Origin of the sequence: Chitinibacter sp. FCG-7 (assembly GCF_040047665.1) — a bacterium.
Lineage (GTDB): Bacteria > Pseudomonadota > Gammaproteobacteria > Burkholderiales > Chitinibacteraceae > Chitinibacter > Chitinibacter mangrovi.
The window spans coordinates 1,819,220-1,831,348 of sequence record NZ_CP157355.1 but is presented as its reverse complement, the minus strand read 5'-3'; the positions used below and the strand labels follow the sequence as shown (position 1 = coordinate 1,831,348).

The 12,129-nt window shown below is 56.2% G+C and carries 11 protein-coding genes; all 11 read right to left on the bottom strand.

The genetic code is table 11. The features are described 5' to 3' along the window. Nucleotides 1-121 precede the first annotated feature (121 nt). Nucleotides 122-787 carry an O-methyltransferase gene (locus tag ABHF33_RS08760; protein ID WP_348943609.1) on the bottom strand — a complete coding sequence of 222 codons (666 nt, stop codon included), beginning with the start codon at nucleotides 785-787 and terminating at the stop codon, nucleotides 122-124. A 57-nt stretch (nucleotides 788-844) separates the two neighbouring features. Then, complete coding sequence (locus ABHF33_RS08755) at nucleotides 845-1,915, bottom strand: tetratricopeptide repeat protein (protein ID WP_348943608.1); 1,071 nt, start codon at nucleotides 1,913-1,915, stop codon at nucleotides 845-847. Continuing rightward, on the bottom strand, nucleotides 1,912-3,579 hold the full coding sequence (locus ABHF33_RS08750; protein WP_348943607.1) for a tetratricopeptide repeat-containing diguanylate cyclase: 1,668 nt from the start codon (nucleotides 3,577-3,579) through the stop codon (nucleotides 1,912-1,914). Before ABHF33_RS08750 ends, ABHF33_RS08755 begins: the two co-directional genes overlap by 4 nt. Before the next feature lie 15 nt (nucleotides 3,580-3,594). Further along, entirely contained in the window at nucleotides 3,595-5,322 is a 1,728-nt protein-coding gene (gene ptsP / locus ABHF33_RS08745) for a phosphoenolpyruvate--protein phosphotransferase (RefSeq protein WP_348943606.1), read from the bottom strand. Nucleotides 5,323-5,485: 163 nt separating this feature from the next. Then, nucleotides 5,486-5,758 carry an HPr family phosphocarrier protein gene (locus tag ABHF33_RS08740; RefSeq protein ID WP_157670770.1) on the bottom strand — a complete coding sequence of 91 codons (273 nt, stop codon included), beginning with the start codon at nucleotides 5,756-5,758 and terminating at the stop codon, nucleotides 5,486-5,488. A 15-nt stretch (nucleotides 5,759-5,773) separates the two neighbouring features. Next, a complete protein-coding gene (locus ABHF33_RS08735) occupies nucleotides 5,774-6,172 on the bottom strand; it encodes a PTS sugar transporter subunit IIA (RefSeq protein ID WP_348943605.1) in 399 nt (132 codons plus the stop codon). Between the two features lie 167 nt (nucleotides 6,173-6,339). Beyond that, on the bottom strand, nucleotides 6,340-7,392 hold the full coding sequence (locus ABHF33_RS08730) for an FAD:protein FMN transferase (protein WP_348943604.1): 1,053 nt from the start codon (nucleotides 7,390-7,392) through the stop codon (nucleotides 6,340-6,342). Next, the gene (gene gshB, locus ABHF33_RS08725) at nucleotides 7,389-8,336 is read right to left on the bottom strand and encodes a glutathione synthase (protein WP_348946621.1); all 948 of its coding nucleotides are present in this window, start codon (nucleotides 8,334-8,336) and stop codon (nucleotides 7,389-7,391) included. The genes ABHF33_RS08730 and gshB overlap by 4 nt, the downstream gene beginning before the upstream one ends. An 8-nt stretch (nucleotides 8,337-8,344) precedes the next feature. After that, a complete protein-coding gene (gene gshA / locus ABHF33_RS08720; RefSeq protein WP_348943603.1) occupies nucleotides 8,345-9,643 on the bottom strand; it encodes a glutamate--cysteine ligase in 1,299 nt (432 codons plus the stop codon). A 142-nt stretch (nucleotides 9,644-9,785) separates the two neighbouring features. Further along, the gene (locus ABHF33_RS08715; protein ID WP_348943602.1) at nucleotides 9,786-10,811 is read right to left on the bottom strand and encodes a tetratricopeptide repeat protein; all 1,026 of its coding nucleotides are present in this window, start codon (nucleotides 10,809-10,811) and stop codon (nucleotides 9,786-9,788) included. A 113-nt stretch (nucleotides 10,812-10,924) separates the two neighbouring features. Continuing rightward, nucleotides 10,925-11,914 carry a magnesium/cobalt transporter CorA gene (gene corA / locus ABHF33_RS08710; RefSeq protein WP_348943601.1) on the bottom strand — a complete coding sequence of 330 codons (990 nt, stop codon included), beginning with the start codon at nucleotides 11,912-11,914 and terminating at the stop codon, nucleotides 10,925-10,927. Between the last annotated feature and the right edge of the window lie 215 nt (nucleotides 11,915-12,129).

The following is a 12,129-nucleotide window of genomic DNA, read 5'->3' as shown; positions in this document are numbered from 1 at the left end:
GACCGGTGTTTTGCCACTGCGGATACGGAGAAATCGACGTCAGCTGAAGATGGGGGCAGCATATACATGCAAAGGTATGTCGCTATAAAACAATAAAAATATTGCCTATAGCAATATACCCCTAGCGCTTAAACAATAAAGTCATGCCATCACCCGTGGGCAGGATGCAGTGTTCGACACGCTGATCGTCGCGCAGCTGGCGGTTGAATTCGTGCAGGATGGCGACGCTGCGCGGGTGGCTGGCTTGCGGCGTGGCGACGCGGCCATTCAGAAACATATTGTCCAGAATAATCAGCCCGCGCGGGCGCACCAGTTGCAGCGCGTATTCGTAATAATTGGGATAGTTGGGCTTGTCGGCGTCGATCAGCATGCAGTCAAAAGTCCCGGCGGCACCTGCTTCGAGCAAGCGTGGCAAGGTTTCGCTGGCGCGATCGAGATAGAGCGTGGTGCGCTGCTCGATCCCAGCGCGCTTCCACCAGGCCTGCGCCTGTACCGTGAATTCTTCACAGACGTCGCAGGCAATCACTTCACTGTCCTCGCCCATGGCCAGCGCAGCGGCAATCGAGCTATAGCCCAGAAACGTGCCGACCTCGATATAGCGCTTGGCACCAATCAGCCGCAGCAGAAAAATCAGCAATGCGCCCTGCTCGGGAGCCAGCGACATTTTGGCGACCCGGTGATCGACGGACGATTCGCGCAGCTCGCGCAAGATATCCGGCTCGCGCAAAGCCATCTGCAAAAAGTAATCGCGCAGCGAATCGGAAAGGGGCAGGGTTTGAACGGTCATGGTCAGCGCAGCAACAGCAAAAAGCCGATTATAACGTATTGCCCTGCCCGCCTGAGCTCAGCGCAATGCCAGCAGGCGCAGACGGATTTTGCGGGTTTCCAGCTCGCGCTCGATTTTGCGCAAGCGCATGCGGGCATGGCTGGACATCTGCAAGGGGAAGCCCTGCTCCTGATGCTGGCCAGCCAGCAAGGCGTGCAGAAATTTGCGGTGCTGCAAGGCCGACTGATGCTGCCCCTGCTCCAGATAGAGCTGCGCCAGCGAGGTGTGCGACTCCACACCGAGCGACAACAGCTGATGCTCGGCGCTGAGCCGGGCAGCTTCCAGCAAACATTCCTCGGCCAGATCGGCTTGCGCCAGCGCGGTAAAACAGCGCGCCAGCGCAATCATCACCTGCCCTTGCCCACCAATCAGGCGATGCTTGCGGTATAGCTGATAAGCCTGGCTTAACAATTCCTGCGCCACGCTATAGCGGGCAAAATGCAGATGGAGCAGGCCATTGTAGGTCAGCACATCGGCCTCCCAGGCCGGTTGGCTCAAGTCTTCCAGCAAATGCTGCGAAACTTGCCCCAGCGCCGCCTGCGCCTTGTCATACTCGCCCAGCCGATACGCGCTGGCTGCCAGATTAAGCGCCACTTCGCAATCGAGCCGGGCATCCTGCAGCGGCTGGCTCAGGCTCTGCGCCATCTGGTAAAAATGGGTCGCTTTGCGGTAGTCGCCAAAGGCAAAATGAACTTTGCCCACCCCCAGATACGCGCGGATACAGCCGTGCGAGCTCTGCAAGACGGTCGCGATTTCCAGCGATTTAAGCCAGGCATCGAGCGCAGCGTAGTAATCCAGTTGTTCATACAGCAGGCTACCCAGCTCGTCGTAGGCCTGCATAATGGGCTGATTCAGCTTGTGCCGTTGCAGAAAACGGATCGCCGCCTGCAAAGTGCGAATCGCCTCGCCGATTTTGCCCTGCAGATGCTGGCTGCGCGCCAGCAAACGGTAGGCATGGGCAAGCAGCTCATGATCGGATTGTAATTTGGCCTGTTGCAACAAAGCTTGCGCGGCTGATTCGGCCTGTGCGGGTTCATCCTGCAGCTGGCTGGCTATCGTTTGTGCCTGTGCCCGGAGCGCCTCACTCATTGCGCTGCTCCTGTTGGCGGAACTGGCGCTAGGCACACCTGATTGCGCCCCGCATGTTTGGCTTGATAGAGCGCCTGGTCGGCGGCGGCCATCAAATCATCAATCCCCATCCCGGAATGCCATTGGGCGCAGCCCAGACTGATAGTCACCGCCAGACCGGGGGCGAGCGCGGCCCAGTCAAACTGCTCGATTTCCTGACGCATGCGCTCGGCCACCCGGCGCGCCAGCTGTGCATTTTTGCGTGGCAAAATCAGGACAAACTCTTCGCCGCCAAAACGCGCCAGCAAATCGGTTTCACGCGTCAGCGCGAGCAATAGCCGGATACCGGTTTTGAGCACCTCATCGCCCACCTGATGCGAATAGCCATCGTTGACCTGCTTGAAATGATCAAAGTCAATCATGATCAGGCACAAGGTCGAGCCATCCTGCCGCGCTTGCTGCAGCAACACAGGCAATTGCTCGTCGAGCGCATGGCGATTAAAAGCACCGGTCAGCGCATCGTGAAAAGCCGCGTTTTCCAACTGCTGCATTCTTTCATGCTCGAGGCTGCGTTGTTGCATCAGCTGTTTGACTTCCAGCTCGCTGCGCAACAGTTGCAGCTTGATTTCAGCCTGTTTCAAGCGCCGCGACGACAGGGCATCGAGCTGATCCGAGGTATTTTGCTTGAGCAATTGCAAATAAAACTGATGAAACTCGATATGGTGTGCAGTGGCACGCACATAGTCGCCCTGCGCTTCGTACAAGGCCGATAGCTCGGCGTGGATCTGCTGGCGCAGATGATCGTCCGCCTGCTGCTCGGCCAGCTGCAAAGCGTCTTGCAGGTGAACAATCGCGGCCTGCAAATCACCTTTGAGTGCACTCAGCTGCCCCAGACTGATCAGGCTTTGGGTTTGCCCCCAGCGCGAGGCGGTGGTGACATTCAGTGCATGTGCGGCCTGAAAGTAATGCTCTGCTCGCGGCCAATCCTGCCGTGCCATCTGGATCAGGCCCAGATAGTGATTGATTTCAGCCTGCCAGGACAGCCGAACCGGCAGCAGCAGGATGTTTTCGGTCTGCTGCAATAATTGTTCAGCTAGGCTGTAATCGTTCATCTTGATCAGCGTTGCGGCCAGATGCAGTCTAGCCTTGGCTTGCAGATCACGATCATCCTGCAGCTGAGACCATTCAACGGCCTGTGCTTGGTAATAACAGGCCTGTTCGTAATTTTCGTGCTGGAAATACAGGCTACCAATCCCCAGATAGGCCTGGATATAGCGCACCGGCTCGCCCGATTGCAAACCCAGTTCCAGTGCATTAAGCCAGGCCTGCAGTGCCTTGGGATTTTGGCGCAGATTCTGGTAGCACAGCGCCAGACCTTCGCAGGCGACACTTTGAATTGCGCAAGACTCAAGCCGCTTGCCCAGCACCAGCGCACGCTGAAAAGACGCCAGCGCCACATCGGTTTGCTGCAGCACCTGCTGCGATTGCCCCAGCAGGATCAGCGCCTCGGCTTGCAAGGCCGAGTGCTCCAGCGTACAGGCACTATCGAGCGCAGCCTGAGCCAGGATCAGCGATGACTCGCAATGCGAGGCAAACAAATGCCGACCTTGCTGCAGACAACGGGAAATATCGTCGGGCACGCAGCACTGGGGCGGTAGAAACTGGCGTAAATCGGACGCAAGCATAGCCTTGGGCAGCGCTTATTGATTCAACTGCTGCAATAGCGCCCGCAATTGATCTTCATCGTCGGCTTTGAGCATTTTGCTCACCAGCGGCTTGATCCGGCCAATATCGCCGGTGAGCAACTGCTGTTTTACTTTCAATAGCTGGATGGGCAACATCGAGAAGCGGCGCAAGCCAAGCCCCAGCAGTAATCGGGTCAGGCTCGGGTCGCCAGCCATTTCACCGCACATCGACACCGGTTTGCCCAGTTTGTCGGCGGTGCTGATGATGTGTTTGAGAAAATGCAGCACGCCGGGGTTGAGCGGATCATACAGATGGCTAACCGCATCATCATTGCGGTCTACGGCCAGCGAATACTGGATCAAGTCATTGGTACCAATCGAGATAAAATCCAGATGGTTCAGAAAAGCCCCAACCGCCATGGCCGCGGCAGGCACTTCAATCATGCCGCCCAGCTCGATATGCTCGTCAAAGGCAATGCCCTCTTCGCGCAATTGGGCCTTGATGTCTTCCAGATGAAGCCGGGTCTGCTTGACTTCACTCAGGGCCGACAGCATTGGAATCAACAGCTTGATTTTGCCAAAGGCCGACGCCCGCAATAGCGCACGCAGTTGCGTGCGGAACATTTGTGGCTCGGCCATGCATAGCCGGATACCGGTCAGCCCTAGCGCCGGGTTGGGCGCTTCGCGTTCGATTTGCCAGGACGGGATTTTGTCTTTACCCAGATCGATAGTCCGAATGACCACCGGTTTGCCCTGCATGGCCTGAGCCACTTCGCGATAGGCTTCAAACTGCTCTTCTTCGGTCGGCAGATCGTTTTCTTTCAGAAATAAAAACTCCGAACGGAACAGGCCAATGCCGCTGGCGCTATTTTCCAGCGCCAGATCACAATCGTCGGGCAATTCGATATTGGCACTCAGCTCGATCGCCGTGCCATCAAGTGTGACTGCGGCCTGAGTACGAATATCCTGCAATTTGGCTTGCTTGAGCAGCCATTCATTTTGCCGGAACTGATACTCGGCCAGAATCGCCGGATCAGGATCGACAATCACGCAGCCTTTGATGCCGTCGACAATAATCAGCTCTTGCTCGCGGATAATCTCGCGTGCATTGCGCAGCGCCAGCACAGAGGGCAAGTCCAGACTGCGCGCCAGAATGGCCGTATGCGAAGTCAGCCCACCCACATCGGTGATAAAGGCTTTGTAACTGGTGTCCTTGAACAGCACCATATCGGCCGGAGACAGATCGTGCGCGACCAGAATGCAATCGTCGCCATCGCAAACCGGCGCGTGCGCACCGTGTTCATGCCCGGCCAATGCCTTGAAAATCCGCTCGGTCACCTGAATCACGTCGGTGCGACGTTCGCGCAGGTATTCCTCTTCAATTTCGTCAAACTGGGCCAGCAGCACATCCAGCTGCAGCTTCACCGCCCATTCAGCGTTGCAGCGCTGTGTTTCGATAATATGGCGCGGCTCTTTCGAGAGCGTGTGGTCGTTGAGCAGCATGATATGCAGGCTCAAGAAGGCGCCCAGCTCGGCTGGCGCATTGTCAGGAATACTGCCCCAGAGCATTTCCAGCTCTTTGCGGGTATTGCGGATGGCATCGTCAAAACGTTGCAGCTCGGCGGCCAAGCCTTCAGCGGGAACAGGATAATGAAGTATTTCAATATCGGCGTGCGATACCAAATGGGCGTGGCCGATGGCAATACCGCCACCGACCCCTAAACCGTGCAGGCTAATACTCATCAATTCCCTCCTGAAACCTGTTCAGTCACTGCCAGTTCAGCCACTTTCACGCTACGCCGATTACCACCGAACGGCCGAGGTTTTGCGTGAATATTTGCGTACTAACTGCCAGCAAGCTGCCAAAGGTGTCGCTGGCTCTTATGGCCGCGATCACCGGTTTTTTTTATTCGCCTTCGCCAAATTTGTCGGCCACCAGCGCGACCAGCGCATCAAGCGCAACCTGCTCGTCGGGTGCATTGCTGGTATCGATCACGATTTTGCTGCCCTTGCCTGCGGCCAGCATCATCACGCCCATGATCGATTTGGCATTCACACGCTTCTGATTGCGGCTCACCCACACTTCACACTGATATTGGCTGGCCAGCTGGGTAAATTTGCTCGAAGCCCTGGCATGCAAGCCCAGTTTATTGACGATTTCAACTTCTTGTTGCGGCATGGTTCTATTTCCTAATTACGACGGATTGCCGGGTAACATATACAAAACACCTTCAAGCCCACCTGTAATCGCCTTACTCACTGCAATTTCAAGTGATTGATGGCTATACGACAGTGCGCGCACCAGCATGGGCAGATTGACCCCGGCGACCGCTTCAATGCGTCCGGCACAAATCAGGCGATTAGCCACATTCGATGGCGTACCACCGTAAATATCGGTCAGCAGCAACACGCCCGAGCCATCGTCCAGCTCCTGGATTAATGCTTGCGCCCGACTCAATACCTCGTCGGGGTCGTCGGCCTTGCTGACGGCCAGTTGCCCCAGATTGGGCAATGGACGCCCCATGATGTGCTGCGCACATGTCATCAAAGCCTCACCCATGGAATAGTGGGTGACTATGATTATGCCTACCATGCCCAAATACTTCCTTTTTCTGGCCTTACCACCTTGTGGGCAGAAAGATTAATCCTGATTGATGCATCATATAACTGTTTCTAGCGTTCAGGCAGCTTCAAAAATGCCAAGCCACCTGCCTGCAACACTTCGCGATCACATAGAGGGCAAAGCCAGAAAAGGCTGCTTTAGCGCAAACGATAAACGTGGGGCGGCTTTTTCAGCCATTTGATCCGCGCCTGCAGGCTTGATGAAATATACGCATCGCCCTTTTCGTCGATCACCAGCGCATCTCGAATGCCAAAGCGCTGCGCATACATCCAGCTCGTCCCCAAACCACCAATCAGCATCGGCTTGGTCGCCACGTCGGAAATCGTGCCCGCCGACTGGCTGGGTGGCGCAATCACGCTCACGGCCTGTATGCCTTGGGCGCTGAGCCCCGTACGCGGATCGATCAGATGGCTGTGGCGACGGCCACCCTGCATGAAATAACGCTGATAGTCACCCGAAGTGCCAATGGCCTCACCGCTTTTAAGCGCAATCGTTGCCATCGCCTCGGGTTGGCGCGGATGCTGCAAGCCCACTGTCCAAGGCTCCTGATCTTTCTTGCCCAGCGCCAGCACATTGCCGCCAATATTGATCAGCGCATTGAGCACCCTTTGCTGGCGCAAATAGCTGGCCGCATGATCCAGCGCCCAGCCTTTGGCAAAGCCGCCCAGATCAATCTGCACCGCCGGATTATCCGAGCTGATGCTGGCCTGATCGATGCGCAGCTGCGCCATGCTCGGTTGTGCCGCCAGCAGTTTAGCGAGCGATTGTGCATCGGGTATGACAGGCGCAAATGTATCGCGATGAAAGCCCCATAGCTCGACCAGCCCCCCCACCGCCGGATTAAATAGCTGATCGCTTTGCTGGGCATAGCTTTGTGCGGCCTTGAGCATCTCGATCAGCTCAATATCGGCCGTAGTCAGCTCGCCGCGTTGGATGGCCGCGTTCAAGCGGGTAATTTCCGACGGCTGCCACGCGTGCAATTTGCGATGCAAGCGATCGAGTTCGGCGAGCACAGCACCAGCGTGCTTGGCCGCCACCGCTTCGTCCAGCCCATAAATACTGATCTGCACCCGCGTACCAAAGACATAGCTTTCCTGCTGATACAGCTCGCTTTTTCCGCACGCCGTGAGCAAAAAAGCCGCGGCTAGAACAAGACCGCGGCTGATCTGAACGGAAAAAAAGCGACTCAAGCCACTTTCCTTTCAATTGCGTCGATGAACAGCCCCGCCACATTAATCCCGGATTGGGCGGTAATTTCCTGAAAACACGTCGGGCTGGTCACATTCACCTCGGTCAGATTGTCACCAATCACATCCAGCCCCACCAGTAGCAAACCTTGCGCGGCCAGTTGCGGGCCCAGCGCCTCGGCAATTTCCCTGTCTCTTGCAGTCAGCGGCCGCGCAACACCCGAGCCACCAGCGGCCAGATTGCCGCGGGTTTCACCATCGGCAGGAATGCGCGCCAGACACCAATCAACGGGCACACCGTCGATCAGCAAAATGCGCTTATCGCCGTCCTTGATGGCTGGCAGATACTTTTGCGCCATCACCAGACGTTCGCCATTGTGGCTGAGCATCTCCAGTATGCTGCCCAAGTTGGCGTCATTGCTGGTGATGCGAAAGATACCCGCCCCACCCATGCCGTCGAGTGGCTTAACGATTACATCGCCGTGCTCGGCCACAAAGCCGCGAATATCGGCCATATTCTGGCTCACCATGGTCGGCGCGATAAAGTGTGAAAACTGGAAAATCGCCAGCTTTTCATTGAAATCCCGCAGCGCCTGACCACGGTTGAATACTTTCGCGCCTTGCGCTTCGGCCAAGCTAAAAAGCTGAGTTGCATACAGATATTGCTGGTCAAATGGCGGATCTTTACGCATCACCACCGCGCCCAGATCGCGCAGCACGATGACCTCTTCGCCGTCAATGCGATACCAGTCGTGGCCATTTTGCTGTTCGGTAAAGCCAATCAACTGCGCACGCGCTTCAACAACGCCGTTTTTCAGCCGCAAATCGTCGGCCAGACAAGCCCAGACCTGATGCCCCCGGCCCGCCGCCTCGCGCATCATGGCGTAGGTCGAATCTTTGTAAATCTTGAATCCGGCCAGTGGGTCGGCCACAAACAGGATATTCATCGTTGGCATTACAGGCTGCCCTCAAATGGATCAGACTCCAGCTCCAGCGAGCCGGCCAATAAAGCCAAGCGTGCCACAACGCCATACGCATAGAAACGATTTGCTTCACAATCGGGCGAGCCATCGCAATCGGGCGTGGAAAGTGGCGTCGCAAAAGCCAGCGGTTTGAAGTGCATGCCCGGCGCATTCAGATTTTCGTCAATACCACGGTCGGTGTGCACGCGGTAAAAGCCACCGATCACAAAGCGATCCAGCATATACACCACCGGCTCGGCCACGCCGTCATCGATGGTTTCAAAGGTCGGTACGCCTTCCTGCACAATCACATCGTGGACGGTCACTCCTTCCTTGATCACCGACATTTTATTGCGCTGCTTGCGGTTCAGCCCGATGAGTTCTTCGCCCGATTTAACGCTCATAATGCCCATGCCGTAGGTGCCGGCATTGGCTTTAACGATCACGAATGGCGTTTGGTCAATGCTGTATTCGGCGTATTTGGCGGCGATTTTTTTGATCATCGCATCAATCGTCGCCGCGAGCTTTTCTTCGCCTTCGCGCGCGTGAAAATCCAGCCCGTCAACGTGTTCGAAATACGGGTTGATCAGCCATGGGTCAATATCAATAATCTTGGCAAAATCGGCGACCACTCTATCGTAGGCGGCAAAATGCCCGGTTTTGCGCCGCACCGCCCAACCCGCGTGCAGCGGCGGCAATAAGGTTTGCTCGATATTTTTCAGTAAATCGGGAATGCCCGCAGACAGATCATTATTCAGCAGCACGACACAAGGGTCGAACTCGCTCAGATCAGCGCCCAAACCGACGCGATTGCCAGCGCGAACCACCGGTTCTTGCAGCATTTTGCTGCCATCAGGCAGATCCAGCTCGGTGGGCTCGGTGATTTCGGGATTCATGCTGCCGATGCGCACCACCATGCCGGCCTGACGCAGAATTTTGGCCAGCGCGGCGACGTTTTGCAGGTAGAACAAATTGCGGGTGTGGTTTTCCGGGATCAGCAAAATGCGCCGAGCGTCCGGACAGTAACCCTCAAGCGCCATCATCGCCGCCTGCACCGCCAGCGGGTGAAAATCCGGGTTCAGATTATTAAACCCGCCCGGGAACAAATTCATATCGACCGGCGCCAGTTTGTACGCTGCATTGCGCAAATCGACCGAGCCATAAAACGGTGGCGTGTGTTCCTGCCACTGATTGCGGAACCAGTGTTCGATTTCCGGTTGCGCGGCGAGGATTTTGCGTTCCAGCTCCAGTAAAGGGCCGGTTAATGCAGTAGTGAGGTGTGGCACGCTCATGGGCGGCTCCAGCGTCAATTGATTATTCAGATAGATATGGCGGCAAGCCGGATGAATTCAAGACAAGCGTAAGACTTTAATCCGCAACCAAGGGTATGCCACTACAGACCAATCCCAATATAGCCTACAAGGATATACCAACCTAGCCCGGCAAATACTGACGGATATTACTCAGATCAATTGCCGGGATATGCCAGGACTGATCGTTTTCTTCGTGCAAATGCTCGAGCTGGCGGCCGTAATACTCGATGCCGCTGCTGTCGTTGAGCGCAGCGCAATAGCCTGCCGCCTGCGCATTGAGCTTGGCCTCGATATGCCGCATGCCGTCCTGCTGCGCCAGATGGATGCCGCGCTCGATAATGTCGCGCGCCATTTCGGGCGAACCTTGCAGAAAGCGGATTTCGGCCAGCATGCCCATCAGATTGCATTCGGCCCAGTGCGACGGCGTTTCCTGCATCGACTCCAGACATTCTTCAAAGTACAGCTCGGCCTGCGCCAGATCACGCGCTTTTAAATGAATGGTGCCCAGATGCAGCAGCGATTCGGACACATAATGGCCAAAATTATGCTGACGGCTAAGTTCGATGGTGTCGTGCAGAATCTGCACGGCTTCATCGCTTTGCCCGCCGTTATACAAATCCCAGCCGAGGCTAAGCAAGGCGCGCACATGAATCAGCGGATCTGGATGCAGCTTGAGCAGCTGCAGCGCGGCACGGTGAAATTCAACCGCTTGCAGATGCTCGTTATACGCGCTGCAGACATGGCCTAGCCCAATCAACGCCTGCACATGCGCATGTCCGCAATGGCGCAGCGCACGACAAACCTCGATGCACTGCTTCCAGTAAGCCAGCGATTCGGCGTACAGCCCGCCGGTATAGCGATCTCGCCCAAGCCGTTCAAGCACTTGCGCCGAAAGCAGGCGGTAATCATTGGCTTCGCAGATTTCCAGCGCCTGCAACAGCAAGGAGCAATCGTCAAAACGCATGCCCAGCTGATTGCGGATAATCGACAGATACAGGCAGGCGTGCACCTGGGTGTGCAAATCGTGATAGGCGTGGCTATCGGCCAGCAAAGCCTCGGCCTGCAGCAGGATTTCCGAAGGCGCACGGTACATGCGTCGGGCAATGTCGGCAATTCGCTCAGCGGCGTTGGGAACGGTGGCGCTCATTGTGCTTACCTGGCGGTGTTTTCGGGGTGGGGGTACACAGTGCCCACGACAGACCTTAGCCTAGCCGATCACGCCGGAGAACTCTAGCAAAATCATGGCCTTAAGCATCTAACTTACAGCCAGCCTTTGCGTTTGAAAAAGACATAAGGCGCAATGCCCGACAATACCATCAAACCCAGCGCCACCGGATAGGCCCAGGCAAATTGCAGCTCGGGCATGTGCGCGAAATTCATGCCATAAATCGAGGCCACCAGCGTTGGCGGCAGGAAGACCACACTGGCAATCGAGAAAATCTTGATGATTTTATTCTGCGCCAGATTAATCAAGCCCATCACCGCGTCCATCAAGAAGTTGATCTTGTCGAACAAAAACGCGCTGTGATTATTCAGCGACTCCAGATCGCGCAAAATTTCGCGCAGATCGTTTTCCTGCGCTGGCGCGAGTTGGCGACTTCGCAACAGAAAAGACAGCGCGCGGCGCGTGTCCATCAAATCAAGCCGCACTTTACCGTTAATGTCTTCGTGCCCCGCCAGCTCGGCCAGCGCCTGCCCCATCAGCTCATCGGTCATCTCGGCGCTATGGTCGAGCACGCGGCGGCTCACGCCGTCGAGCTTGGCGTAGATTTCTTCCAGCACATCGGCGTCGTATTCAACCGCCGCATCGTAAATCGCCAGCAAAATCTCCTGCGCACTGCCGACAAAGCCCGGTTGCACACGGGCGCGCAGCCGGAACAGCCGGAAAACGGCCAGCTCTTCCTGCCGGATCGTTAACAGCCGGCCTTCATTGAGCAAAAATGACACCGTAACGTTCTGGTGCTCATCTTCGGTGTGCGTCAGAAAAAACGAACTGATGTGCACACCATTGTCATCCACATAACAGCGCGCTGATTCTTCCAAATCTTTCAGCTCTTCGTCTTCGGGCAATTCCAGATGAAACACGCGCTGCACCAGCTCGCGTTCGTCATCGGTCGGATCGACCATATCCACCCACAATACTTCCGGTCGCGACAAGTCTTCCGGCACTAAAGCGGGAACCTGAATCAAACGGCCAGCGGAGAGGACAAAGGCATTGAGCATGGAAAAAGCGCCTTGCAGGTAAATCATGCGAATGGGCGCGATTATACGGCAGCCACGGCGGACTGGGGTGATCAAGGCGTGTGATCTGGCGGCAGATAAAGTGAAGCGCACGCTCAAGCGCAGACGGGATAACAATACAGGCGAGGCTTGCCGATTGCAGAGCGGGCTTCGCCGCCAGTACAGCCTGCACAGCCTGTACTGGCAGGAGATACCCGTAATCGAATTGACCCAGCCTGAGCCTC

Excerpts from the sequence above, each read along its gene's own strand:
- gshB (WP_348946621.1), bottom strand. The coding sequence starts at position 8,336 with ATGAATATCCTGTTTGTGGCCGACCCACTGGCCGGATTCAAGATTTAC.
- ABHF33_RS08750 (WP_348943607.1), bottom strand. The coding sequence starts at position 3,579 with ATGCTTGCGTCCGATTTACGCCAGTTTCTACCGCCCCAGTGCTGCGTG.
- ptsP (WP_348943606.1), bottom strand. The coding sequence starts at position 5,322 with ATGAGTATTAGCCTGCACGGTTTAGGGGTCGGTGGCGGTATTGCCATC.
- corA (WP_348943601.1), bottom strand. The coding sequence starts at position 11,914 with ATGATTTACCTGCAAGGCGCTTTTTCCATGCTCAATGCCTTTGTCCTC.
- ABHF33_RS08755 (WP_348943608.1), bottom strand. The coding sequence starts at position 1,915 with ATGAGTGAGGCGCTCCGGGCACAGGCACAAACGATAGCCAGCCAGCTG.
- ABHF33_RS08715 (WP_348943602.1), bottom strand. The coding sequence starts at position 10,811 with ATGAGCGCCACCGTTCCCAACGCCGCTGAGCGAATTGCCGACATTGCC.
- ABHF33_RS08760 (WP_348943609.1), bottom strand. The coding sequence starts at position 787 with ATGACCGTTCAAACCCTGCCCCTTTCCGATTCGCTGCGCGATTACTTT.
- ABHF33_RS08735 (WP_348943605.1), bottom strand. The coding sequence starts at position 6,172 with ATGGTAGGCATAATCATAGTCACCCACTATTCCATGGGTGAGGCTTTG.
- ABHF33_RS08740 (WP_157670770.1), bottom strand. The coding sequence starts at position 5,758 with ATGCCGCAACAAGAAGTTGAAATCGTCAATAAACTGGGCTTGCATGCC.
- gshA (WP_348943603.1), bottom strand. The coding sequence starts at position 9,643 with ATGAGCGTGCCACACCTCACTACTGCATTAACCGGCCCTTTACTGGAG.